Origin of the sequence: Mesorhizobium sp. NZP2298 (genome assembly GCF_013170825.1) — a bacterium.
Lineage (GTDB): Bacteria > Pseudomonadota > Alphaproteobacteria > Rhizobiales > Rhizobiaceae > Mesorhizobium.
In genome coordinates this window covers 205,947-229,605 of record NZ_CP033365.1, presented here as the reverse complement: position 1 = coordinate 229,605, position 23,659 = coordinate 205,947, and the positions used below count along the sequence as shown (strand labels likewise).

Below are 23,659 nucleotides of genomic sequence, written 5' to 3'. Positions count from 1 at the left end.
GCGCCGGACTCCTTTCACATCAACCGTTGTCCGTCGGCGCCGAAATAGAGCGGCGAGCGATAGCGGATCATAACCTTGTCGCCTTGCGCCAGATCGGTGTCCGGATCGGTCAGCGTCACCAGTTTCTTTGGCCCCACCGTCACATGCAGATGGTTCTGGTCGCCGAGATGCTCGACCCAGTCGACGACGCCGTCGGCATGGCCATTCATGGCCTTTTCGATCGTCAGATGTTCGGTGCGCGCGCCGATCGTCTTGGTGCCCGCCGGAGCGCCGCCATCGGGCAGCAAGCCGGTCGGCAGAAGATTGATCGCCGGCTGGCCGAGCCTTGCCGCGACATGCAGGTTCGCGGGCTCCGAATAGATCGTCCTTGGCGTGCCGATCTGCACCAGAACGCCGTCGGCGAGGATGCCGATGCGGTCGGCCATGGTCATCGCCTCGATCTGATCGTGCGTGACATAGAGCATGGTGGCGCCGAGCTCGGACTGGATGCGCTTCAGCTCGAGCCGCAGATCCGCCCGCAGCTTGGCGTCGAGCGACGACAGCGGTTCGTCCATCAGATAGATGGCCGGCTTGCGCACCAGCGCGCGGCCTATGGCGACGCGCTGCATTTCGCCGCCCGACAGCTTGGTTGAGCGGTTGGCGAGCTTGTGATGGATGCGCACCATCTTCGCCACTTCCTCGACCCGCCGGCGGATCTGGTCTTCCGGTATCTTTCGCGCCGGCGAGCGCAGCGGGAAGGCGAGATTGTCGTAGACCGACAGATGCGGATAGAGCGAGTATTGTTGGAACACAAAGGCCGTGTCGCGCTCTGCCGGCGACAGTGTCGTCGCATTGTGGCCGCCGATCTCGATCGTGCCGCTGTCCGGCCGCTCCAACCCGGCGATCAGCCGCAGCGTCGTCGTCTTGCCGGCTCCGGTCGGTCCGAGCAGCACGACGAATTCGCCATCGGCGATGTGCAGGTCGAGACCGTCGACGGCGACATGTTCGCCGAAGCTCTTGGTCACGTTCTTGATATGCACGTCAGCCATGCTGCGCTCTCCCCTGAGAGGCGGTATCGTGGATCGCGGTTCTCACCGCCCGGCCGGAGTCCTTGTCGAACAGCGACAGCCGCGCGCTGTTCAAGGCCAGGCCGACATGATCGCCGGCGTTGAGCCGGATTTCGGCTGGCACGCGCGCCTTGATGATGCCGTCCGCCGTTTCCACCGCGACGATCTGGGTGGTGCCGAGATATTCAGTGCCGTAGATGGCGCCGCGCAGTTTCGAGGCATCGTCGAAGCGGATGTGTTCAGGCCGGATGCCGAGCGCCATGTCGGCTGGCGCAATGTCCTCGCGCACTTCCGGTACCGTGACCTTCGCACCCTGGACGACGATTTCCTTGGTGCCCTTGGCGAGCCCGCCGCCGAAGCCCAGAAAGTTCATCGGCGGCGAGCCGATGAAGTCGGCGACGAACATGGTTGCCGGTCGGTCGTAGATTTCGCGCGGACTGCCGAACTGCTCGATGACGCCGTGGTTCATGACAGCGATCTTGTCGGCCATCGACATCGCCTCCATCTGGTCATGCGTGACATACACCGTGGTGGCGTGGATGCGGTTGTGCAGTTCGCGCAATTCATGGACCATCAGGTCGCGGAATTCCGTGTCGAGCGTGCCGAGCGGCTCGTCCATCAGGAAGCACTTCGGCCGCCGCACGATGGCGCGGCCGAGCGCCACGCGCTGGCGGTCGCCGCCGGCAAGGCCGGAAACGGATTTGTTGAGCAGATGGTCGATGCGCAGGAGCTTTGCCGTCTCCTCGACGCGGCTGCGAATTTCGGCCGACGGCATGCCTTGTGCCAGCAGCGGAAAGCCGATGTTCTTGCGCACATTCATGTGCGGATAGAGCGCGAACAGCTGGAAGACGAAGGCGATGTCGCGCTCGCGTGCCCGCAGCATGGTGACGTCGTCGCCGCCGAGGAGGATCTGGCCGCCAGTCGGCAGTTCCAACCCTGCAATCATGCGCAAGGTCGTCGTTTTGCCGCAGCCCGACGGCCCAAGCATGACGAAGAACTCGCCATCCTCGACGACGAAGTTGGAATCCTGCACGGCGACGAAATCGCCGAAGGCCTTTCTCAGGTGCTGGACGCGAATTTCGGCCATGGTTATTCCGGAAACTTCGAGACGATGATGAACATCACGGTGCCGGCTAGCATGGTGATGAAGGAGTAGGTGTAGAGCGACAGCACGAAGGGCTGGAACAACATCAGGAAGCCGATGGCGATCAGTGCCGTCGCGATGTTTTCCATCACGCCGCGCCGGGCCCAGGCCGGCCAGCGCGATTTGCGTTTGGCTGGTTTGGTCATGCTCATTTGCGCACCGCGCCGAAGGTGATGCCGCGCAGCAATTGCTTGCGAAGCAGGATGGTGAAAACCAGGATAGGCACCAGGAAGATGGTCGTGCCGGCCGCCACCGCCGGCCAGTCCTGGCCGCCTTCGCCGATGATGGTCGGGATGAAGGGCGGCGCGGTCTGCGCCGTGCCCGATGTCAGCAGTGCGGCGAAGGCATATTCGTTCCAGGCGAAGATCAGGCAGAAGATGGCGGTCGCGGCAATGCCGGTCGTCGCCTGCGGCAGCACGGTGCGCCAGAATGCCTGCAGCCGCGTGTAGCCGTCGATCATCGCCGCCTCTTCATATTCGCGCGGGATCTCGTCGATGAAGCCTTTCAACAGCCATACCGCCAGCGACACGTTGACCGCCGTGTAGAGCAGGATCATGCCAAGCGCCGTGTCCGACAGGCCAAGCTCGCGGTACATCAGGTAGATGGGAATCGCGACCGCGATCGGCGGCATGAAGCGCGTCGACAGGATGAAGAACAGGAGGTCGTCGGCGAGCGGCACCTTGAAGCGCGAGAAGCCATAGGCCGACAGCGTGCCGAGAAAGACCGCACAGAAGGTCGAGCCGAAGGCGATGATCAACGAATTGACGAAGCGGGGCAGGAAGTTGGATGGGCCGGCGATCACCATGTTGCGCTTGCGCGTGGTCTCGTCGCAGAAGCCGGTCGCCGGGCCCAGCGAGTTGATGTATTCCGGCGTCTGCCGCGTCCGCGTCGTGAACAGATTGCAGTAGCCTTCGAGGCTCGGCTGGAACAGCAGCTTCGGCGGATAGGCGATCGAATCCGGCGGCGTCTTGAAGCTGGTGGCGAAGATCCACAACAGCGGCACGATCGAGATCAGCGCATAGGCGATGATGATCGCGCCGGCGATGCGCTTCGAGTTGGCCGAGGGGGCGACGACCGAATGGGCTGTGGTCAGGCTCATCTCTGCTTCACCTTGTTGAGCGCCTTGACGTAGATGTTGGCGAGGCCGAACACCGCCACGAACAGGATGATGGCGAAAGCCGAGGAATAGCCGGTACGCCAGCTCTCGAAAGCCTGCCGCTTCAGCGTGATCGAGGCGACCTCGGTGGTCGACCCCGGCCCGCCGCCGGTCAAGAGATTGACCATGTCGAACATCTTGAAGTTCTCGATGCCGCGAAACAGCACCGCCAGCATGATGAAGGGCAGCGCCATCGGCAGCGTGATCGACCAGAACTGCCGCCAGTTGGAGGCGCGGTCGACCTCGGCCGCCTCGTAGATGTATTCAGGGATGGAGCGCAGGCCGGCGAGGCAGATCAGCATCACGTAGGGCGTCCACATCCAGGTGTCGACGATGATGATCGACCACGGCGCCAGCGAGACATTGGAGAGCATCTGTATGCTTGTCGGTGGAATACCGCTGACGAAGGAGATGACATAAGAGAACAGGCCGATCTGCGGCTCGTAGAGGAAGCGCCAGAAATTGCCGACCACCGCCGGCGACAGCATCATCGGCACCAGGATCAGCGTCGTCCAGAAGGCGTGGCCACGGAACTTCCGGTCGATCAGCCAGGCCAGCGTGAAGCCGATCAGCGTCTGCAACAGGATGGTCCAGAACACGAAATGCGCCGTCGTCTGCATGGCGATCCAGATGTCCTGGTCGCCGAGAATGCGCTGGTAGTTGGCAAAGCCGAGGTTCTTCACCACCTCGTTCGGCCGGTTGGCCCGGTAATTGGTGAACGACAGATAGATCGCCCAGAACAGCGGGAAGATGTTGATGGCCAGCAGCAACAGGATCGTCGGCGAGATGAACAGCCAGGCGAGGCCCTTGTCGCTGATGCCACGGACCTTGCGGGCCAACGGTTCCGGGGTCGCCCGGGCAACGTTCTCCGCGGTCCGATTGAGCATGGTCAGTCCTGCTTCGGTCACTTGGGTCGTCTCTGTCATGGAATTTATCTGAACTGCGTCCCGTGCCAAGGGCGGCACGGGACCAGGGGCATGATGCCGAAAAGTGTGAAGCGGTTTTCGGACGACATCATGCTCTCTCTCTTTGGTCCGGAGCGGATGATTTCAGGTCTGTTCGACCCGAAATCATCCGGCTCTGGGTCCTAGCTCGGGAGGAGCCGGTTACATTTTGCCATCGTCCTGGAAGACCTGGGTCCAGTCCTTGACCAGGCCGTCGAGCGCATCCTTGGCGGAGCCCTGGCCGGCAACGACATAGTCATGGAAGCGCTTCTGCGAGGCCTGCAGCAGCGGCGCGTAGCTTGGCTCGGCCCAGAAATCCTTCACGATGGCCATCGAGTCGAGGAAGGTCTGCGCATAGGGCTGGCTGGCCGGGAACTTCGGATCCTTCACCACGGCGTTCAAGCAGGAATAGCCGCCGAGGGACCACCACTTGGCCTGCACATCCTTGTTGGCGAACCACTTGATGTACTTCAGCGCCGATTCCTGCTTGTCGGAATAGGACACCACCGAAATGCCCTGGCCGCCAAGCTGCGCGAACTGGGCGCCGCCGGGACCCTTGGGATTGACGAAATAGCCGATCTTGTCGCCGCCGACATTCTCGTCCTTCTGCAGGCCTGGCCAGGTGAAGGCGAAGTTCATGTGCATCGCCACCTGACCGGATTTGAAGGCATCGACGCCTTCACCCATGTAGCTGTTCGATGCGCCCGGAGGGGTGCAGCAGTCGTAAAGCGACTTGTAGAATTCCAGTCCTTTGACCGAGTCGGCCGAATTGACGAAGCCTTCCATCTCGTAGGGCTTCTTCGGGTTCTCATACTGGAAGCCGTAGCTGTAGAGCACGTCCATGGCGCCCATGGTGATGCCTTCCGAACCACGCTCGGTGTAGATCGAGGCGCCATAGACGGTCTTGCCGTCGATCTGCCGCTTCTGGAAGAATTCGGCGATCTGCTTCAACTGGTCGAAGGTGGTGGGTGGGCCGAGATCCCAGCCATACTTTTCCTTGAATTCCTTCTGCAGCTCGGGCTTGGAGAACCAGTCCTTGCGATAGGTCCAGCCGACGACGTCGCCCATGGCCGGCAGCGCCCAGTAGTTCGGCGTGTTCTTCGGCCATTCGGAGTAACCGACGACCGTTGCCGGCACGAAGTCGTCCATGCTGATCTTCTCCTTGTCGAAGAAGTCGTTCAGCTTGACGTAGTGGCCGTTCTCGGCCGCGCCGCCGATCCACTGGCTGTCGCCGATGATCAGGTCGCACAATTTGCCGTGCGAGTTCAGCTCGTTGAGGAAGCGGTCGGCATAGTTGGTCCACGGCACGAATTCGAATTTCATGCCGATGCCGGTTTCCTTGGTGAAATCCTTGGACAGTTCGACAAGCGCGTTTGCCGGGTCCCATGCGGCCCAGCACAACGTCAGGTCTTCAGCGTGCGCGACGTTCGAGACAGCTGTCGACGCAACCACCGCCGAGGCCAGTCCCAACGCCATTTTCAAGCTCGATTTCATGTCTTCCTCCCATTTGCGAAACGCGCCCGGATGACGGTTTCAAGAGCCCTCAAACCTCTCTCCTCAGAGGCCCAAACATGGCGGCGTCTCGGCACCGCGTATGTTTAGTAATTTGTTTAGTGATGCAATTTTTACTAAACAAGGCAAGCGAATTCGTTGCTGCGCCGCAGCATGACGAAACGGGTGATTGAAATCGTTGGGAAATGACCGCCGGATGGTTTTTCCGGCAGCCGCTCAGTTGGCCTCGCCGATGACGTAGGGCTGTGGCGTCACCGGCCGGACCGGCGGCGCGGGCGGCAGCAAGGCGCGTATGTCGGCGAAGGGAAATGTCGGCTCGAAACGAAAGGCCTCGGCCAGTGAACCGGGGAGGCCGTTGCACTGGCCGGCGCGGAATTCATTCTGGATGCGCGCCCGGTCGACATATTGCTCCGGCCGTTGCGAGCGGTGCGCGCGGATCGCTTGCGTCTTGACATCCCGATGGGCGGAAACATCGACATAGTGCGTCGGCGAGAATCCGGTGCCGCCCATCGTGTCGGCATGCAGCACAGGAACCGCGAACGAGGCAGCGATGCGCACGCCGTCCGACAGCGCGCGATGGTCGGCGTGATAGTCGTTGGGCGCGTGCGTGAAGACCAGGTCCGGCCCGGTCTCGCGTACAAGCGCCTTCAGCGCACCGATCAGCGCCGCATCGGCCACCAGTTCGCCATCGGGAAAGTCGAGGAAGCGCGGTGCCGCGCCAAGCAGCGCCGCCGCCGCCGTTGCTTCCCCACGGCGGACACGCGCGAGGACCGCGGCATCGCTCTTGCCGCCCCTGGCACCATCCGTGGCCACGGCAAAAGTGAGTTCTGCGCCTTGCGCCGCATAGGCGGCCATCGTACCGAACATGAAGATCTCGATGTCGTCCGGATGCGCACCGAGCGCCAGTATTCTCACGCTACTCTCTCCCGGAAATGGAAAAACGTGCCGAACGGAATCCTGCTCGCCCTGATCGCCTATGCAAGCTATTCGGGCAGCGATGCCGTGATCAAGAGCCTGGGCGGACAGTTCACCGTCTTCGAGATCGGCTTCTTCTCCACCTTGTTCGCCGGCTGTTTCCTGTTCTTCAGCCGCCCCGCGGGTGAACGCTGGCGCGATTTCTGGCGCATGAAGCGGCCATGGGCCGTGCAGGCGCGGGCCCTGGCCGGCATCGCGTCGGGCGTGCTCAGCGTCTATGCCTTCACTCACATTCCCCTTGCCGAAGTCTACGCGCTGATCTTCCTGGCGCCTTTGCTGGTCACCATCCTGTCCACCGTCATCCTGAAGGAAAAGGTTGGTCCCTGGCGATGGCTGGCGGTTGTCGCCGGCTTTGCCGGGGTGATGCTGGTGGTGCGACCGGGTTTCCGCGAATTGAACCTCGGCCATCTGGCCGCCTTCGTGAACGCCTTTCTCGCCGCGGCCAGTGTTATCCTGCTGCGCTCGCTCGCCCAGCAGGAGAAGCGCACATCGATGCTCGGCGTGCTTGTCGGCTATGGCCTGCTGTTCAACGGAGCTGGCGCCGCCGTCAGCTCCTTCACATTGCCGAACGCCATGCAGCTTGTCTGGCTGGCGATGGCCGGCGCCTTCACCGCCGGCGGGCAGCTCATGCAGCTCCTGGCGGCCAAATACGCGCCCGCCAACCGGATCGCGCCGACGCATTATTCGCAGATCGTGTGGGCGGTCATCCTCGGCGCGTTGTTCTTCCAGGAATATCCCGATTGGCTATCGCTGGTCGGCCTCGCGGTTGTCGGCGCCTCCGGCCTGCTGACGATGGTGCGCGAGGAGGTGAGGCTCGGCACGGTGCGCTGGAACCCGTTTTCGCGCACCCGCCTTTGACCAGGCGTTAGCGCGATAAAGTTGCACGGCGGCCGGGACCGCTGATATGCGGGCGCGATGAAGACGAAACCGTTGCCGGAGCTTCCGGTCACAGCTGTGTTGCCGGCGCTCGGCGAAGCGCTTGGCAATGGCAACAGCGCCGTGCTGGTGGCGCCGCCCGGCGCCGGCAAGACGACGCTGGTGCCCTTGGCGCTGCTGGACGCGTCCTGGCTGGGAACCGGCCGGATCGTTCTGCTCGAACCGCGCCGGCTCGCCGCCCGCGCTGCCGCGCGGCGCATGGCCGAATTGCTGAGCGAGGAGCCCGGCGGCACGGTCGGCTATGCCATGCGGATGGAGAACCGCACCTCGGCCCGGACCAGGATCCTGGTCGTCACCGAGGGCGTGCTGGCACGCATGATCCTCGACGATCCCGAACTGCCCGGTGTCTCGGCGGTCATTTTCGACGAATTCCACGAGCGTTCGCTCGACGGTGATTTCGGCCTTGCCCTGGCACTCGATGTGCAAGGTGCGCTGCGGCCGGATCTGCGCCTGGTTGTTATGTCGGCGACGCTCGACGGCGCCCGCGTCGGCAAGCTTCTGTCGCGCGCGCCGGTGATCGAAAGCGAGGGCCGCGCCTTCCCCGTCGATATCCGCTACGACGAACGGCCGGCCGGTATCCCGATCGAGGATGCCATGGCCAAGGCGATCCGCTCGGCGCTCACCGGCGAAAGCGGCAGCGTGCTTGCTTTCCTGCCCGGCCAGCGCGAGATCGAGCGCACCGCCGAGCGGCTGGCCGGCAAGGTCGGCGCCGACACCGACATCGTCCCGCTCCATGGCCAGCTCGACGGCAAGGCGCAGGACGCCGCGATCAAGCCAGCGCCGCCCGGTCGCCGCAAGGTGGTGCTGGCAACTTCCATCGCCGAAACCTCGATCACCATCGACGGCGTGCGCGTCGTCATCGATTCCGGCCTGTCGCGGCTGCCGCGTTACGAGCCGGCGAGCGGCCTGACGCGGCTGGAGACCGTGCGCGTCAGCAAGGCTTCCGCAGATCAGCGCGCCGGCCGCGCCGGGCGCACGCAAGCCGGCGTCGCCATCCGGCTGTGGCGCGCCGAACAGACGGCGGCGCTTCCCGCTTTCACGCCGCCGGAAATCCTCGAGGCGGATCTGTCGGGCCTGCTGCTCGACTGCGCCGCCTTCGGTGTCGCCGATCCGACGGCGCTCGCCTTCCTCGATCCGCCGCCCGCGCCGGCGCTCAACGAGGCGAGGGTGCTGCTGCGCGCGCTGGACGCCATCGATGAGGCAGGCCGCCTCACGGAAGCGGGCATGGCCATGCGCAAGCTCGCTCTGCCGGTGCGGCTGGCGCATATGGTCGCCGAGGCGGCGAAGGGCGGCCATGCCGGCGAGGCGGCTATATTGGCCGTGCTGCTGACCGAACGCGGCCTTGGTGGCGACGGCGCCGACCTCGAACGGCGGCTGATGCGCTTTCGCGCTGAACGATCGCCGCGCGCCGTCGCCGCGCGGCAGCTAGCGGAGCGGTTGGCAAGACAGGCGAGCGGCGCGAAGGACAGCGCGGCTGTTCCTGCTGGTCCCCTGCTCATCCACGCCTGGCCGGATCGCGTCGCCAAGGCGCGCGGCGAGCGCGGACGCTTCGTGCTGGCCAATGGTTCCGGCGCCATGCTCGATGCCGCCGACCCTCTGGCGGGCGAGCCGTTCCTGGTCGTCGCCGACCTGCAGGGCAAGGCGCAGAACGCGCGCATCGCCGCGGCGGCCGCAATCGGCGAGGACGACATCCGCGCCACGCTGGCCGACCGGATCGAAACGCGCCGGCAAACGAGCTTCGATCGCGACCGGCGCGCCGTGCGGGTGCGCGAGACCGTTCGCCTGGGCGCCATCACGCTCGCGGAGCGCATGCTGCCCGCTCCTTCAGGCGCCGACGCCGACCATGCCATTCTCGACGCCTTGCGCGAGCATGGGCTGTCGCTACTAACCTGGAGCAAGGCGGCCGAGACGCTGCGCCAACGGCTGTCCTGGTTGCATCGCGGCCTCGGAGCGCCCTGGCCCGATATGTCGGATGACGCGCTGATCGAGCGCCTTGACGACTGGCTGCTGCCGTTCCTGTCGGGCGCCGCGTCCCTGGCCGCCGTCGATTCCGGGGTTGTTTCGGCCGGCCTTGCCTCGCTCGTGCCGCACGACCTCCAGCGCAAGGTCGATACCCTGGCGCCAACGCATTTCGACGCGCCGTCGGGCAGCCATGTGCCGATCCGCTATGACGGCGAATGGCCGGTGCTGGCGGTTCGCGTGCAGGAGCTGTTCGGCCTCGACCGCCATCCCTCGATCGCCAACGGCACGGTGCCGCTGACGCTCGAACTGTTGTCGCCGGCGCACCGGCCGATCCAGACGACACGCGACCTGCCCGGCTTCTGGCGCGGCTCCTGGACCGATGTACGCGCCGACATGCGCGGCCGCTATCCCAAGCATGTCTGGCCGGAGAATCCGCTGCTCGCCGCCGCTACCGCCCGCGCTAAACCGCGAGCATGATCCCAAAAAGTGGGAACCGGTTTTTGGAAAAGATCATGCTCAAACCAGAAGTAGAGCTGCAATCCGACTCCATCGGATTGGAGCGGACCTAGCCTTGGGCGCTCTGCGGCTGTAATCCATGGCCATGATCAATGTTTTGCGTGCGCCCGATTTCCAGCAAAGCCAGAGGCTGCGTCTCAATACGCTGATCCGGCTGCGCTGGCTTGCCATTGTCGGCCAGAGCGTAACGGTGCTCGTCGTCGCCTATGGCCTGAAATTCCCGCTGCCGGTCAGCCTGTGCTTCGCGCTGATCGCCTGTTCGGCCTGGATGAACCTGTTCCTGGCGTTCCGCTTTCCGGCCGCGCACCGGCTCACCCCGTTTGCCGCTTTCGGCATCCTGATCTTCGATAGCCTGCAGCTTGCCGGCCTGCTCTACATGACCGGCGGCCTGACCAATCCGTTCTCGCTGCTGATGACGGTGCCCGTCGTCATTTCGGCGACGTCGCTGCCCTTGCGCCTGACCGCCATTCTCGGCGGGCTGGTGATGATAGCGGCGACCTTGCTGGTTTTCATCCATCTGCCGCTGCCCTGGTATGAAGGCGCGCCGCTGGTGATGCCCTTCATCTATGTCGCAGGCATGTGGATGGCGGTGCTGTCCTCGATCGCCTTCACGGCCATGTATGCCTTCCGGGTGGCAGCCGAAGCCCGGCTTCTGGCCAATGCGCTTGCCGCCACCGAACTGGTGCTGCAGCGCGAGCAGCACCTTTCGGCACTCGACGGCTTGGCGGCGGCCGCCGCGCATGAGCTTGGCACGCCGCTCGCCACCATCACGCTTGTCGCCAAGGAGATGGAAAGAGCGCTCGGCAGCGACCCGAAATACGGGGAAGACGTGAAGCTGCTGCGCTCGCAGAGCGAGCGCTGCCGCGAAATCCTCAAGCGTCTGACCAGCCTGTCGTCCGAGGGTGAGGCGCATCTTTCCCGCTTGCCGCTGACCTCGCTGGTCGAGGAGGTCACCGCGCCGCATCGCGACTTCGGCATCTCGATCAAGCTTCGCCCCGGCGAGCGCACCGGGCCCGAGCCGGTCGGGCGCCGCAATCCGGGCGTCATCTATGGTCTTGGCAATCTGGTCGAGAACGCCGTCGATTTCGCCCGCAAGAGCGTCACCGTGCGCTGGAGCTGGGACGAGGCGACCGTCACCTTTTCGATCATCGACGACGGACCTGGTTTTCCACCAGAGATCATCGATCGCATCGGCGAGCCCTATATGTCGACGCGCCAGGGCACCGAGGCCGGCGGAGGCCTTGGGCTTGGCCTGTTCATTGCCAAGACACTGCTTGAACGCTCGGGTGCCGCGCTGGATTTCCGCAATTCAAGCGGCCTCGGCGAGGGGGCGGTGGTGCAGATTTCGTGGCCGAGAACAGTCTTCCTGAACCCGGAAACGGCCCCTGCCACCATGTTTGACATTGCATAAGTTGGACAATAGCGGCGCAAAACTATATCTGCGTAAAATTAAGGCAGCAGGAATTTTCAAGACAATGACAGGCGATGAAAATATTGGCGCAATGGTTGAAGGCGAAGACACCTCGCTTTTGATCGTCGATGACGACAAGCCGTTCCTCACCCGTCTGGCCCGCGCCATGGAAACCAGGGGCTTCGTGGTCGAGACCGCCGAGAGCGTCGAGGAGGCCGTGGGCAAGGCCCGGGCCAATCCGCCGGCTTACGCCGTGGTCGACATGCGGCTCGGCGACGGCAACGGCCTCGACGTGGTCGCCGCCATCCGCGAGAAGCGCGAGGACTCCCGCACCATCATCCTGACCGGCTACGGCAACATCGCCACCGCGGTGACCGCCGTGAAGCTCGGTGCCGTCGACTATCTGTCGAAGCCGGCCGACGCCGACGACATCTTTGCCGCCCTCACCCGCACCTCGGGCGAGCGCGCCGCGCCCCCGGAGAACCCGATGTCGGCCGACCGCGTTCGCTGGGAGCACATCCAGCGCGTCTACGAAATGTGCGAGCGCAACGTCTCCGAGACCGCGCGCCGGCTCAACATGCATCGCCGCACGCTGCAGCGGATACTCGCCAAGCGCGCACCGCGCTAATCGGCAGGTCGGGTGACATCGGAGGCGACATGCAGGATTTGAAGCAGCGGCCGGTTTCCGTCTTCCGCGAATTTCTCGATAGCGAAGCGGCCGGCGGCATCATCCTGATGGCGGCGGCGGCCCTTGCCCTGATCGTCGCCAATTCGCCGCTGTCGGGAACCTATTTCTCCGTGCTCCACGCCTATCTCGGCCCGCTCAGCGTCTCGCACTGGATCAATGACGGGCTGATGGCGGTGTTCTTCCTGCTCGTCGGGCTGGAGATCAAGCGCGAGATGCTGGACGGCCAGCTTTCCAGCTGGCCGCGCCGCGTCCTGCCTGGCATCGCTGCGGCGGGCGGCATGCTGGTTCCGGCACTGGTCTATGTCGCCATCAACCGCAACAATTCAGCCGCACTGCCCGGTTGGGCGATCCCGACCGCCACCGACATCGCTTTCGCGCTCGGCGTGCTGTCGCTGCTCGGCAGCCGTGTGCCGGCCTCGCTGAAGGTTTTTCTCACCGCGCTCGCCATCATCGACGACCTCGGCGCCGTCATCATCATCGCCATCTTCTACACCAGCGGCCTGTCGCTGGCCTATCTCGGCGCCGCCTTCGCCGTCATTGCCGTGCTCGTCGTGCTCAACCGCATGCGGGTGATGACGCTGGTGCCCTATCTCGTGCTCGGCGCCATCCTGTGGGTGCTGGTGCTGAAATCGGGTGTCCACGCCACGCTTGCCGGCGTCGCCTTGGCGCTGACCATCCCGCTCGAACGCTCGGCCGGGATCGGCCACGACCTCGACCATTCGCCGCTGCACCGGCTTGAGCATGGCCTGCACAGCATCGTGCCCTTCGTCATCATCCCCATTTTCGGTTTTGCCAATGCCGGCGTTTCGCTCGCCGTCCTTAGCCTTGGCGCGCTGATCGAGCCGTTGACGCTGGGTGTCGCCGCCGGCCTGGTGGTCGGCAAGCTCGTCGGTGTGCTCGGCTCGTCCGCGCTTGCCATAAGGCTTGGCCTGGCCGACCTGCCGGCCCATGCCGGCTGGTCACACATGCTCGGCATCTCGCTGCTCTGCGGCATCGGGTTCACCATGAGCCTGTTCATCGGCCTGCTTGCCTTCGCCGGGGACGTGGCCCTGCAGGACGCGGTCAAGGTCGGCATTCTCGCCGGCTCCTTCATCGCCGCCGTCCTCGGCGCCGCCGTACTGCTGATGGCGCCTGCTGCTGGAGCGGAGGGCGGTGAAGAGTAGCGGCGGCAGATGCCGCGCAGGCCCGCGAACTACTCGCTCTCCCCCTCCAGCACCGGCACCGAGACGCCGGCCAGTTCCGCCGCCAACAGCCGCGAGGCACCGGCGCGCGCAATCCGCAGCATCAGCGCCTTGCGCGTCGCCGCCGCCATGCGGTGCTCCGGCGCATCGCGCATGATTTCGGCGCCGTAGCCGTCGGACAGGATGAAGCCGCACTCGTCCGGAAATATCTCGGCCGGCACGCCGGGATGGGTGGCGAAGAAGAAGCGGTCGGAATGCAGCCGGTAGTCCGGCCATTTGCGGTCGACCCTGAAATCCTCGATCGAGGATTTGATCTCGATGATCCAGATATCGCCCTGGCGGGTCAGTGCCACGAGGTCGGCGCGGCGGCCGGTGGCCAGCGACAGTTCAGGCAGCACATGCGCGCCCATTTCCATGAGCAGCCGCTGCACGCCACGCCGCACCAGCATGGCGTGTTCCGACTGGCGACCGTCGATGAGAGGGTTGATTGCGATGGGAGAGATGATTGGCATGACAAGCACCATGCCAGATTCTGTTCACGGTTTGAACCCGTTTGTGCCGGGCGATTGTATATTTGACAGACCCGTTGGACCATGAGCGACCTTCCGCGATCGCGCCATAAGCCGGTCAAGTGCAGTCTGGTATTGACCTGCTGCGAGACGGCCCTATGTCGCCTCGATCAACTTCCGATCCTAACCATAGGACGGCAGGACTAAAGTCTTGCGCCAGAAAAGCAAAGGTCTGACGTTACCGTTTTGGTTCCGTCAATGTCCATTGGACGTTCCATTACTTTAGTTATTCAGCATATAAGGACTGACGTAAGGGAAGATGGCTGGCGGAATGGCCGGCGCAGTCTGGCTTTGGGTTTATAGGGGGCTGCGCCGGCCATTGCGGTTTGGCGTTGGGTATGATTATCCCCGCGTGGATTAACCTACATATATTAGTAAGCGCAAATAGCGTTGAAGTCCCTGGTTCGACCGATCCGTGGCGAGCAGATTGCGTACGATGGCATCCAATGGGGTGGCCGATGGAAAGCCGGACCACGTGAAGGCGACTATAGCCGCCATGAATATAGATCAGGGCGTCGGGCGTTGCGAGCACGCCGAGACGAAGCCCCGCGGCATAGTTCAGCGTTTGCGCGTGGTGCCGGAACTCTTCGAAGGGTCAGCCGAACGCCTGGTCGGCTCCCGCCGCCGTCCCCGCCATGTCATCCAGGATCGGGCAGTCCGGCCTGTCATCGCCATGGCAGGCATGGATCAGCTTCTGCAGCGTCGAGCGCATGGATTGCAGTTCGCGCACCTTCTCCTCGATTGCCCTGACATGGGCGGACGCGATCTCGCGCACATCGGCGCTGGCGCGGCCGCGATCCCGGTAGAGTGCCATCAACTGACGGCAATCGTCGATGGAAAAGCCGAGGTTGCGCGCGCGGCGCAGGAAAGCCAGCCGGTGCACGTCGTCGCCGGAATAATCACGGTAGCCGTTGGCGGCACGCGCGGGCGCGATCAGGCCGATCTCCTCATAGTAGCGGATGGTCTTGGCCGGCAGTCCTGAACGGTGGGCGGCGTCGCCGACATTCATGGCGGAGATCCTCGATCTTATGGCCCGCGCGGTTCAGGCCCATTGAATTTACTTCACAATCTGGTGAAGGCTGTTGCCGAAATGCCATACTGATACGCTTACCAGCAGGTAAGGCCACGGATATAGGCATCGTGTGCTTGGCAAGCAAAGCAAATGCCAGCATGAATGATGGTGAGAAAGCGGCCGACTCGTGCCGCTGGCGTTTGGGCAGGGCACCGGATCATCACATGCGCATGAAGTCGCTTGCAATTATTGCCGCATTGGCGCTGTCCACTGCTATCGCCGGTTGCAGCACCATCGGCGGGCAGATTTTCTCAAACGACTACGGCGCGGTGACCGACGCTGGCTACCAGCTGCCGCGCATCCCGATCGAAAAAGTGCCGAGGCAGTATCACCGACAGGAAGTGAACTACGACACCAAGGAAAAGCCAGGCACAATCATCGTCGATACGCAGAACAAGTTCCTCTATTTCGTCGAGGGCGATGGCCGCGCGATCCGTTACGGCATCGGCGTTGGCCGCGAGGGCTTCGAGTGGCATGGCACCGCTCATATCGCGCTGAAGCGCGAATGGCCGACCTGGACGCCGCCCCGTGAAATGATCAAGCGCCAGCCGGAACTGGCCAAGTTCGCCAACGGCATGGAACCGGGCCTCAAGAACCCGCTCGGCGCGCGCGCCATGTATCTCTTCAACAAGGGCGGCGACATGGGTTACCGCCTGCACGGCAGCCCGGAATGGAATTCGATCGGCAAGGCGATGTCGTCTGGCTGTATCCGGCTGATGAACCAGGACATTATCGATCTCTATGACCGCGCCTCGGTCGGCGCCAAGGTCATCGTGATGTAGGCATCCTGATCTCCGGATCAGGTCAAACCTTTCGTGCGCGGACCGTCTAGGCAACAACGGACGTCCCAAACAGAAAACCGGGCAATTCGGCCCGGTTTTTTGTTATTCACGAACAGGATGTTCCAAGTCGCGCTCGCAGGCCGAAGCGGCGGCGCGGGAAGTATCAGGCGACCTGCTCGACCTGCTGCACTTCGGGCACAAAATGGCGAAGCAGATTCTGGATGCCGTGCTTCAGCGTCGCCGTCGATGACGGGCAACCGGCGCAGGCGCCCTTCATATGCAGGAACACTGTGCCGTTCTCGAAGCCGCGGAAGGTGATGTCGCCACCGTCCTGGGCCACTGCCGGGCGTACTCGTGTGTCGAGCAGTTCCTTGATGGTGATGACGAGTTCCTCGTCCGCCTTGTCATAGAATTCGCCGGTCTGGCTGGTCTCCGCGGCCGGGCCGGTCTTGGCCATGACAGGCGCACCGGACATGAAATGCTCCATGATGGCGCCGAGGATCGCCGGCTTCAGATGCTGCCAGTCGGGGCCGTCCTTGGTCACGGTGATGAAGTCGTAGCCGAAGAAGACGCCGGTGACGCCGGGGATTTCGAACAGCCGGCCGGCCAGCGGCGAGGCCGTGGCTGCGCTATCGGCATCGCGAAAATCGGCGGTACCTTCCAGGAGCACTTCCTTGCCGGGCAGGAATTTCAGCGTCGCAGGATTGGGCGTCGATTCGGTCTGGATGAACATGGCCGTCTCCGTGCCCATTTCGGGCATCTAGTTTGGAATAGTTCTAAATAGGCTCTATTGGCTGGATATTCAAGCGAAACGCGTCGCCCGAACGGCTGGCTGGCGGAATGTTTTTGCTCACCGTGCACTCACGGGAGATGTGTTGAGATTCAGGTCAGGCCGAGTCGAGAATGGTGGTTTCCGAGAACCGGAGCGGAGCGTACTTGAAGTACGTGAGCACCGGAAGCGCAGGAAGCTGCCATTCGCAGGCCGGCATCACCTGAATATCAATACATCTCAAGCGAGGCTGTCGATCTCCTCGTCCGAAAGGTTTTGTGGCACGACCGTGACCGGAATAGGGAAGGCCGCACCCTTGCCGGCAACGGCACCGACCAGCGGTCCCGGCCCTTCCTTGCCGGCGCCGGCCGCCAGCACCAGGATGGCGATATCCTGGTCTTCCTCGATCAGCTTGTGGATCTCTTCCGTCGGCTTGCCTTCGCGCACCACCATTTCCGGCTCGATGCCGAGCTTCTGGCGCACCTTGTTGGCATAGCCGTCGAGGGCCGCGCGCGCCGTTGCGGTCGCCTCCTCGCGCATGATCTTCTCGACGCCCAGCCAGTGCTGGAAATCGTCCGGTACGATGACATAGAGCAGCACCAGCGTGCCGTTGGTGCTCAGCGCCCGCTTCGAGGCGTAGGCGACGGCGCGTTCGCACTCGGGCGTGTCGTCGATGATCGTCAGGAATTTCCTGCGATGACCGGCTTCGCGGCTAAGGCGTTTGGAGACCATGTCTATCTACTCGATGTGTTTTCGACCGCAATCTGCCACCCGCTTCGACCGGCCGCAAGCGGCCGGCCTTGTGCCAGTGTTGATGCCGTGCACCGACGCCGGGATCAGCCCTGCAGCAGGCCTATAATGTCGCGCACCGTCTTCATGGTCGTTTCGGCGAGCACGCCGGCGCGTTCGCCGCCATCCCTGAGCACCGCGTCGACATAGGCGCGGTCACCCTGGATGCGGCGCATCTCGCCGGCGATCGGCGCCAGCTTCTCCACCGCGAGGTCGGCCAGCGCCGGCTTGAACACCGAAAACTGCTGGCCGCCGAATTCCTTGAGCACGTCGGCCTTCGAAATCTCGGCCAGGCCGGCATAGATGCCGACCAGGTTTTCCGCTTCCGGCCGGCTTTCCAGCCCGTCGACCTCGCTCGGCAAGGCTTCCGGATCAGTCTTGGCCTTCCGGATCTTCTTCGAGATGGTGTCGGCATCGTCCGTCAGATTGATACGCGACAGGTCCGACGGGTCTGACTTCGACATCTTCTTCGACCCATCGCGCAGGCTCATGATGCGTGCCGCCGGGCCGCCGATGACCGGTTCGGTGATCGGGAAGAAGCCGTTCACCGTCTCCTCGCCAACCTGCATCTCGACGCCGACGCCAAGGCTGGCGATGCGGCTCGAAAAGTCATTGTTGAATTTCTGGGCGATGTCGCGGGTCAGTTCAAGATGCTGCTTCTGGTCCTCTCCCACCGGCACATGCGTGGCGCGGTAGAGCAGGATGTCGGCAGCCATCAGGGACGGGTAGGCAAGCAGGCCCAGCGAGGCATTCTCGCGGTCCTTGCCGGCCTTGTCCTTGAACTGCGTCATCTTGTTCATCCAGCCGATGCGCGCGACGCAATTGAAGATCCAGGCAAGCTCGGCGTGCTGCATCACCCGCGACTGGTTGAAGACGATGTGCTTCTTGGGGTCGATGCCGGAGGCAAGGAAGGCGGCGGTGATCGACCGCGTCTGGTCGGCAAGGTCGTCATGCACGAGTTGCGCGGTCAGCGAATGCAGGTCGACGACGCAGTAGATGCAGTCGGACGTGTCCTGCAGGGCGACGAATTTCTTGATGGCGCCGAGATAGTTGCCGAGATGCAGATTGCCGGTCGGCTGGACACCGGAGAAGACGAGAGGCTTGAAGGCGGACATGGGTTTCCTCATGGCTTGTGGAGGGCCGTTTCGCGCGCGGCGAAAGTCTTTCGACGGCGCGCTTATGAACGAGAGTGTGGAGACGATCAAGAGGCAGGAGAACCCGCACGGCCATTGCCTCAGCTGAATTGTTTGTTCGATGTTGTCGGGCGCCGCGCTTGTTGCGCCTTTCCCCGTCTGACAGGTCCGTGCCGACATCGACGTGTATGATATGGTGGCACGTGTATTTCATACGATCCTGGTGAGAAATAGGATGCCCGTGACCGTTGACGACGAGGAAGCGCTCAAGCGCCGACGCGACCGCGAGACACCGCGGGAGACGGCGGCGCGGCTTCGGTCAGAATTCGGGATCGAGCTAAGCAAACAGGCACGCGAGCCACTGCCGCGCCAAATCTACGACGAATTGTGTCTGGAGAAGACTGATGCTTGCCGGCGACATCGCCACCGTCCGGCTTACTGGTCTGGAGACTGTTCCTTAGGCGCCGGTGGTCCCTTGCGTTTGACATTGCGCCGGATCATGCCGAAATCGGCGCCGCCTGTGGCAAAGGCGGTGACGAAATAGAGCAGCGCGCCGCCGGCCACCAACGTCAGCAGCGTCGTTGCCTTGACGACCAGCGGCGAACCGGGGCCGAGCCTGACGGCCAGCCAATGCTCGGCGAAATACAGCGCCACCGCCATTACCGCCGCCGACAGAACCAGGCGGGGAATGCGCTTCAGGAGCGGCACGTCGCGGCCCCAGTGGCCGCGCCGGATCAGCACCGCAAGCAGCATCAGCGCGTTGACCCAGCCGGCCACGGCCGAGGCGACCGCAATGCCGGGTGCGCCCATCCTTGGGAACAGCGTCAGCGCGGTGGCGACGTTCACCGCCACCGAGATCGCGGCGAAGATCATCGGCGTGCGCGTGTCCTCGCGGGCGAAATAGCCCGGGGTGAAGGCCTTGATCAGCACGAAGGCCGGCAGGCCCAAGCCGAAGATCGCCAGGATCGCCGCCACCGTGGGCGTCGAATGGTTGGCGGCAAAGGCGCCGCGCTCATAGACCAGCCGCACGATCGGCTCCGACATCACCCAGAGTGCGGCGGCCGCCGGCAAGGTCATGAACAAGGTGAACTCGACGGAGCGGTTCTGCAGGTTGGCGGCCTCGATGAGATTGCCTGATTTCAGCGCCCGCGACAGTTCCGGCAGAAGCACGATTGCCACCGCGACGCCGACGACACCGAGCGGCAGCTGATAGACGCGGTCGGCATAGGCGAGCGAGGAGACGGCACTGTCCTGCGCCGAGGCGATCGCGGTGCCGATCAACTGGTTGATCTGGGTGATGCCGCCGGTTATCGCCGCCGGCAGCGCCAGGATCAGAAGGCGTTTCACGTTCGGCGTCATCTTCGGCCGGCGGAAGCCGATCGAGATGCCGGCGTTGCGCACCGCCACCCAGACAATGGCGAGTTGCACGATGCCCGCCGCCAGAACGCCCCACGACAGGCTGAACCCGACAGCATGTGCGTCCAGCCCATGATACCAGGCGTAGCCAAGCACGCTGATCAGGATGATGTTGAGGAAAGCGGGCGCGACCGCCGCGGCGAAATAGCGGCGCAGGGAATTCAGCATGCCCGCCATCATGGCCGCGAGCGACATGCAGATCAGGTAGGGGAACATGATCGTCGCGAGCCGGACGGTCGTCTCGAACTTGCCCGGCGTGTCGGCGAAGCCTGGGGCCACCAGGTAGCGTACGATCAGTGGCATCGCCAGTTCCATGGCGATGGTCAGCACCAGCAGCGCCGAGAACAGAACGCCGAACACTTCCTCGGAGAAACGCTTGGCGCCGTCCGTGCCATGCGTCTCGATCTCCTTGGCGAACAGCGGCACGAAGGCGGCGTTGAAGGCGCCTTCGGCGAACAGCCGGCGAAAGGTGTTGGGAAACTGGAAAGCGGCGTTGAAGGCGTCGGCGACTGGACCGGTGCCGAGTGCCGCCGCCATCAGCATCTCGCGGCCAAAACCGAGCGCGCGGCTCATCAGCGTGCCGGAAGCGACGGTAGCGAATTTCTTGACGAGGCTCATGCGTTTGAAGACTGCCTTGGAGCAATTCCGGGAAAAGTGTGAGCGGTTTTCCCGGGCAAAGCGCATGGCGCTTTGCCCTTGGGAATTGTGTTAAAACAAAGAGTTAGAGCGTTTCGTCGTTTCCGTGAAACGGTGAACAGCCCTAGGGATTGGGACAAGGTGGGGATGGCAGTCACTCGGCGGCCGCCTTGGCCTTGCCGCCGCGTTCGGGCGCGATGCCTTCAAGTGTCGCCATCAGCCGGTTGCGGATCGTGGCGATGCGGGCCGGGCTGTCGATCTTCTGGCCGGTGAGGTCGGTGACATAGAAGGTGTCGATGACCTTCTCGCCGAAGGTTGTGATGTGCGCCGATGCGATATCGAGCGACAGGTCGGACAGCGTGCCGGTGATCTCCGACAGCAGGCCCGGGCGGTCGAGCCCCTCGACCTCGACGACGGAAAAGCGGTTCGACAGCGCGTTGCGGATCTCGGCGCGCGGCGGAATCTTGAACACCTTGGACCCGCGCCTTGGCTTGGTGCGCTTCTCGATCATCTCCGGCAGCCAGCTCTTGCCCGACAGCACGTCCTCGATCAGCCGTCCGACGCGCTCGGCGCGCCGCCGCTCATCCTCGTCGCGGTCGAATTCCCGCGAGATCAGGATCGTGTCCAGGGCGCGGCCGTCCGAGGTGGTGAAGATCTGCGCGTCGACAATGTTGCCGCCGGCGCCGGCGCACGCCCCGGCAATGACCGAGAGAAGACGGGGATGGTCCTGCGCCAGCACGGTGATTTCGGTCACCGCCTCGAACTGGTGCGTCTTGACCATGGTGGCGAGCTTGTTGCCGGCCGCGTCCGCCTCGCGGATGAATTCGGCGTGGCGAAGCTGGTCCTGCAGATCCACGGTCAGCAGGTAGTTTTCATAATGCAGCCCGACATAGCGCTTGCGGGCCTTGTCGGGCCAGTCGGCGAGCGCCTCGGCCAGGCGTTCGCGCGCCGCCGCGGTGCGCTGTGCCCGCGACACTTCCGAAAAGCCGCCGGTCAGGAGCAATTCGGTCTCGTAGTAGAGCGTGCGCAGCAACTGGCCCTTCCAGCCGTTCCACACACCCGGGCCGACGCCCCTAATGTCGCAGACGGTGAGGATCAAAAGCAGTTTCAGCCGCTCGACCGATTGCACGATCGAGGCAAAATCCTCGATGGTCTTGCGATCGTTGAGATCGCGGGTCTGCGCCGTCATCGACATCACGAGGTGGTTCTCGACCAGCCAGGCGACCGTTTCCGTATCCGCCGCCGACAGTCCCATATGCGGACAGATGCGCCGCGCTATCCGCGCGCCGGCCTCGGAATGATCTTCCGGCCTGCCCTTGGCGATGTCGTGCAGCAGCACGGCGACATAGAGCGCCTCGCGGCTCTTCTTCAGGCCCGGCATCAGCGAATGCGACAGCGGATGGATCTTCTCGCCGTCGCCGCGCTCGATCTCGGCCAGCACGCCGATGCAGCGGATCAGGTGCTCGTCCACCGTGTAGTGGTGGTACATCGAGAACTGCATCATGGCGACGATCTTGCCGAAATCGGGGATGAGCCGGCCCAGCAGCCCGGCCTCGTTCATGCGCCGCAGGTTGAGCTCGGCGTTGCGGTCCGAGGTCAATATGTCGAGGAACAGCCGGTTGGCTTCCTCGTCGCGCCGCAGCGACTTGTTGACCAGGCCGAGCGAGCGGGTGAGCAGCTTCAGCGCATCGGGGTGAAACTCCAGCCCGTGCTTGTCGGCGAACCAGAACAGCCTCAGCAGATTGACCGGATCGCGTTCGAACACCTGATCGTCGGCGATGTTGATGCGGTGGTTGTCGACGATGAAGTCCGACGTGCCGGCGAGCTTGCGCTTGCGGCGCTGGAAGGTCAGGAAGATGCGGTTGAACCCCGGCACATGCTTGGCCTGCTCCTCCTCCAGCGCGGCGCAGAAGATGCGCGTCAGGTCGCCGACATCCTTGGCCACCAGGAAGTAGTGCTTCATGAAGCGTTCGACCGCCGACAGGCCGGGATGGGTGGTGTAGCCCAGCCGCTCGGCGATCTCGCGCTGGATGTCGAAATGCAGCCGCTCCTCGGCCTTGCCGGTGAGGAAATGCATATGGCAGCGCACCGCCCACAGAAAGTCCTCGGCCTTCTGGAACTCCCGGTACTCGGCCCCGGTGAAAACGCCCTTTTCGACCAGTTCCTCGCCGGTGCGCACCCGGTAGAAGTACTTGCCGATCCAGAACAGCGTCTGCAGGTCGCGCAGGCCGCCCTTGCCGTCCTTCACATTGGGCTCGACCAGGTAGCGGCTTTCGCCGGCCTTGGCGTGGCGCTCGTCGCGTTCGGCGAGCTTGGCCTGCACATATTCCGGACCGGTCGTTCGCACCACCTCGTGGTCGAAGCGCAGCATCAGCTCGTCATAGAGCTTGCGTTCGCCCCACAGAAAGCGCGCTTCCAGGATCGAGGTACGGATGGTGATGTCGGTGCGCGACAGCCTGAGGCACTCGTCGATGTTGCGGGTGGCGTGGCCGACCTTCAAGCCCAGATCCCACAGCATGTAGAGCATGTATTCGACGGTCTGTTCGCCCCACGGCGTCTGCTTGTAGGGCAGCAGGAACAGGAGGTCGATGTCGGATCCTGGCGCCAGCGTGCCGCGGCCATAGCCGCCGACGGCGACGACGGCCATGCGTTCGGCCACGGAGCGGTTCTTCACCCGGTATACATGCGTCGCCGCGAAATCGTAGAGCGCACGGATCAGCTCATCCATCAGATGCGACAGCCGCTCGGCGCAGGCGTTGCCGCCGCCATCTTGCCTCAGCATGGCCTCGGCGATCTTTCGGCCTTCGGCGAGCCGGGCCTTGAGAAGCTGGAGCACACCGGCGCGGGCGGCCTGCCCGGAACCGTCGCCGGCCGTGGCGGCCGTCAGCGCGGTCATCTCGCGGCGCAAGGCTTCGCCATCGATCAGTTCATCGAGCTTCAGGGAGATTTTCGCCATAGGTACCGGTCGGCCTTGCCTTTTGGGCGGCGTCTATAGCGCGTTTTCGCGGCGCTGGGTATGGGG

General features: G+C 63.8%; 20 protein-coding genes. 6 read left to right on the top strand and 14 right to left on the bottom strand.

Features of this window, described 5'->3' with window-relative positions; genetic code table 11:
- Positions 1 to 14: 14 nt before the first annotated feature.
- The 7 genes from EB231_RS01060 to EB231_RS01030 form a co-directional block, all read right to left on the bottom strand.
- Entirely contained in the window at positions 15 to 1,028 is a 1,014-nt protein-coding gene (locus EB231_RS01060; protein WP_172347214.1) for an ABC transporter ATP-binding protein, read from the bottom strand.
- Positions 1,021 to 2,133, bottom strand: coding sequence for an ABC transporter ATP-binding protein (locus EB231_RS01055; protein ID WP_172347213.1), 1,113 nt, complete (start codon positions 2,131 to 2,133; stop codon positions 1,021 to 1,023). The genes EB231_RS01060 and EB231_RS01055 overlap by 8 nt, the downstream gene beginning before the upstream one ends.
- Before the next feature lie 2 nt (positions 2,134 to 2,135).
- Positions 2,136 to 2,342, bottom strand: coding sequence for a hypothetical protein (locus EB231_RS01050; RefSeq protein WP_172347212.1), 207 nt, complete (start codon positions 2,340 to 2,342; stop codon positions 2,136 to 2,138).
- Positions 2,339 to 3,289 (bottom strand): carbohydrate ABC transporter permease, encoded by a 951-nt coding sequence (locus tag EB231_RS01045; RefSeq protein ID WP_096453068.1) that lies wholly within the window; start codon positions 3,287 to 3,289, stop codon positions 2,339 to 2,341. Before EB231_RS01045 ends, EB231_RS01050 begins: the two co-directional genes overlap by 4 nt.
- Positions 3,286 to 4,233, bottom strand: coding sequence for a carbohydrate ABC transporter permease (locus EB231_RS01040; protein WP_027040434.1), 948 nt, complete (start codon positions 4,231 to 4,233; stop codon positions 3,286 to 3,288). The genes EB231_RS01045 and EB231_RS01040 overlap by 4 nt, the downstream gene beginning before the upstream one ends.
- Before the next feature lie 219 nt (positions 4,234 to 4,452).
- Positions 4,453 to 5,784 (bottom strand): ABC transporter substrate-binding protein, encoded by a 1,332-nt coding sequence (locus tag EB231_RS01035; RefSeq protein ID WP_172347211.1) that lies wholly within the window; start codon positions 5,782 to 5,784, stop codon positions 4,453 to 4,455.
- A 234-nt stretch (positions 5,785 to 6,018) separates the two neighbouring features.
- Positions 6,019 to 6,717, bottom strand: coding sequence for a PIG-L deacetylase family protein (locus EB231_RS01030; RefSeq protein WP_172347210.1), 699 nt, complete (start codon positions 6,715 to 6,717; stop codon positions 6,019 to 6,021).
- A gap of 27 nt (positions 6,718 to 6,744) precedes the next feature.
- Here EB231_RS01030 and EB231_RS01025 point away from each other — a divergent pair, with 27 nt between their 5' ends.
- The 5 genes from EB231_RS01025 (at position 6,745) to nhaA (ending at position 13,453) form a co-directional block, all read left to right on the top strand.
- Positions 6,745 to 7,635: a DMT family transporter gene (locus EB231_RS01025; RefSeq protein WP_172347209.1), complete on the top strand. Its 891-nt coding sequence runs from the start codon at positions 6,745 to 6,747 to the stop codon at positions 7,633 to 7,635.
- A gap of 57 nt (positions 7,636 to 7,692) precedes the next feature.
- Positions 7,693 to 10,152 carry an ATP-dependent helicase HrpB gene (gene hrpB, locus EB231_RS01020; RefSeq protein WP_172347208.1) on the top strand — a complete coding sequence of 820 codons (2,460 nt, stop codon included), beginning with the start codon at positions 7,693 to 7,695 and terminating at the stop codon, positions 10,150 to 10,152.
- Positions 10,153 to 10,270: 118 nt separating this feature from the next.
- On the top strand, positions 10,271 to 11,602 hold the full coding sequence (locus tag EB231_RS01015; protein WP_172347207.1) for an ActS/PrrB/RegB family redox-sensitive histidine kinase: 1,332 nt from the start codon (positions 10,271 to 10,273) through the stop codon (positions 11,600 to 11,602).
- A 64-nt stretch (positions 11,603 to 11,666) separates the two neighbouring features.
- Positions 11,667 to 12,230: an ActR/PrrA/RegA family redox response regulator transcription factor gene (locus EB231_RS01010; RefSeq protein ID WP_010913121.1), complete on the top strand. Its 564-nt coding sequence runs from the start codon at positions 11,667 to 11,669 to the stop codon at positions 12,228 to 12,230.
- A 29-nt stretch (positions 12,231 to 12,259) separates the two neighbouring features.
- Positions 12,260 to 13,453 carry a Na+/H+ antiporter NhaA gene (gene nhaA, locus EB231_RS01005; protein ID WP_172347206.1) on the top strand — a complete coding sequence of 398 codons (1,194 nt, stop codon included), beginning with the start codon at positions 12,260 to 12,262 and terminating at the stop codon, positions 13,451 to 13,453.
- 29 nt (positions 13,454 to 13,482) lie between these two features.
- On the opposite strand, the gene EB231_RS01000 is transcribed toward nhaA, so the two are convergent.
- Together EB231_RS01000 and cueR are read right to left on the bottom strand one after the other, a co-directional pair.
- Positions 13,483 to 13,983 (bottom strand): MmcB family DNA repair protein, encoded by a 501-nt coding sequence (locus EB231_RS01000; RefSeq protein WP_172347205.1) that lies wholly within the window; start codon positions 13,981 to 13,983, stop codon positions 13,483 to 13,485.
- 652 nt (positions 13,984 to 14,635) lie between these two features.
- Positions 14,636 to 15,049, bottom strand: a complete 414-nt coding sequence (gene cueR, locus EB231_RS00995) for a Cu(I)-responsive transcriptional regulator (protein WP_172347204.1) — start codon at positions 15,047 to 15,049, stop codon at positions 14,636 to 14,638.
- A 227-nt stretch (positions 15,050 to 15,276) separates the two neighbouring features.
- Here cueR and EB231_RS00990 point away from each other — a divergent pair, with 227 nt between their 5' ends.
- Positions 15,277 to 15,894 (top strand): L,D-transpeptidase, encoded by a 618-nt coding sequence (locus tag EB231_RS00990; RefSeq protein ID WP_172347203.1) that lies wholly within the window; start codon positions 15,277 to 15,279, stop codon positions 15,892 to 15,894.
- 163 nt (positions 15,895 to 16,057) lie between these two features.
- Here EB231_RS00990 and EB231_RS00985 read toward each other — a convergent pair whose 3' ends face one another.
- From EB231_RS00985 to EB231_RS00965, 5 genes are all read right to left on the bottom strand, one after another.
- Complete coding sequence (locus tag EB231_RS00985) at positions 16,058 to 16,627, bottom strand: NifU family protein (RefSeq protein ID WP_056570395.1); 570 nt, start codon at positions 16,625 to 16,627, stop codon at positions 16,058 to 16,060.
- Between the two features lie 276 nt (positions 16,628 to 16,903).
- On the bottom strand, positions 16,904 to 17,395 hold the full coding sequence (locus EB231_RS00980) for a universal stress protein (protein ID WP_172347202.1): 492 nt from the start codon (positions 17,393 to 17,395) through the stop codon (positions 16,904 to 16,906).
- Positions 17,396 to 17,499: 104 nt separating this feature from the next.
- Positions 17,500 to 18,567, bottom strand: a complete 1,068-nt coding sequence (gene trpS, locus EB231_RS00975) for a tryptophan--tRNA ligase (RefSeq protein WP_140769925.1) — start codon at positions 18,565 to 18,567, stop codon at positions 17,500 to 17,502.
- Between the two features lie 453 nt (positions 18,568 to 19,020).
- Complete coding sequence (murJ, locus tag EB231_RS00970) at positions 19,021 to 20,619, bottom strand: murein biosynthesis integral membrane protein MurJ (RefSeq protein WP_172347201.1); 1,599 nt, start codon at positions 20,617 to 20,619, stop codon at positions 19,021 to 19,023.
- A 172-nt stretch (positions 20,620 to 20,791) separates the two neighbouring features.
- A complete protein-coding gene (locus EB231_RS00965) occupies positions 20,792 to 23,593 on the bottom strand; it encodes a [protein-PII] uridylyltransferase (RefSeq protein ID WP_172347200.1) in 2,802 nt (933 codons plus the stop codon).
- Positions 23,594 to 23,659 lie beyond the last annotated feature (66 nt).

Bases quoted from the DNA above. Each gene is read 5' to 3' on its own strand.
- EB231_RS01050 (WP_172347212.1), bottom strand. From the start codon at position 2,342: ATGAGCATGACCAAACCAGCCAAACGCAAATCGCGCTGGCCGGCCTGG.
- nhaA (WP_172347206.1), top strand. From the start codon at position 12,260: ATGCAGGATTTGAAGCAGCGGCCGGTTTCCGTCTTCCGCGAATTTCTC.
- EB231_RS01000 (WP_172347205.1), bottom strand. From the start codon at position 13,983: ATGCCAATCATCTCTCCCATCGCAATCAACCCTCTCATCGACGGTCGC.
- cueR (WP_172347204.1), bottom strand. From the start codon at position 15,049: ATGAATGTCGGCGACGCCGCCCACCGTTCAGGACTGCCGGCCAAGACC.
- hrpB (WP_172347208.1), top strand. From the start codon at position 7,693: ATGAAGACGAAACCGTTGCCGGAGCTTCCGGTCACAGCTGTGTTGCCG.
- EB231_RS01035 (WP_172347211.1), bottom strand. From the start codon at position 5,784: ATGAAATCGAGCTTGAAAATGGCGTTGGGACTGGCCTCGGCGGTGGTT.
- EB231_RS01010 (WP_010913121.1), top strand. From the start codon at position 11,667: ATGACAGGCGATGAAAATATTGGCGCAATGGTTGAAGGCGAAGACACC.
- murJ (WP_172347201.1), bottom strand. From the start codon at position 20,619: ATGAGCCTCGTCAAGAAATTCGCTACCGTCGCTTCCGGCACGCTGATG.
- EB231_RS01055 (WP_172347213.1), bottom strand. From the start codon at position 2,133: ATGGCCGAAATTCGCGTCCAGCACCTGAGAAAGGCCTTCGGCGATTTC.
- EB231_RS01045 (WP_096453068.1), bottom strand. From the start codon at position 3,289: ATGAGCCTGACCACAGCCCATTCGGTCGTCGCCCCCTCGGCCAACTCG.
- EB231_RS00980 (WP_172347202.1), bottom strand. From the start codon at position 17,395: ATGGTCTCCAAACGCCTTAGCCGCGAAGCCGGTCATCGCAGGAAATTC.
- EB231_RS00985 (WP_056570395.1), bottom strand. From the start codon at position 16,627: ATGTTCATCCAGACCGAATCGACGCCCAATCCTGCGACGCTGAAATTC.
- EB231_RS00990 (WP_172347203.1), top strand. From the start codon at position 15,277: ATGCGCATGAAGTCGCTTGCAATTATTGCCGCATTGGCGCTGTCCACT.
- trpS (WP_140769925.1), bottom strand. From the start codon at position 18,567: ATGTCCGCCTTCAAGCCTCTCGTCTTCTCCGGTGTCCAGCCGACCGGC.
- EB231_RS01060 (WP_172347214.1), bottom strand. From the start codon at position 1,028: ATGGCTGACGTGCATATCAAGAACGTGACCAAGAGCTTCGGCGAACAT.
- EB231_RS00965 (WP_172347200.1), bottom strand. From the start codon at position 23,593: ATGGCGAAAATCTCCCTGAAGCTCGATGAACTGATCGATGGCGAAGCC.
- EB231_RS01040 (WP_027040434.1), bottom strand. From the start codon at position 4,233: ATGCTCAATCGGACCGCGGAGAACGTTGCCCGGGCGACCCCGGAACCG.
- EB231_RS01015 (WP_172347207.1), top strand. From the start codon at position 10,271: ATGGCCATGATCAATGTTTTGCGTGCGCCCGATTTCCAGCAAAGCCAG.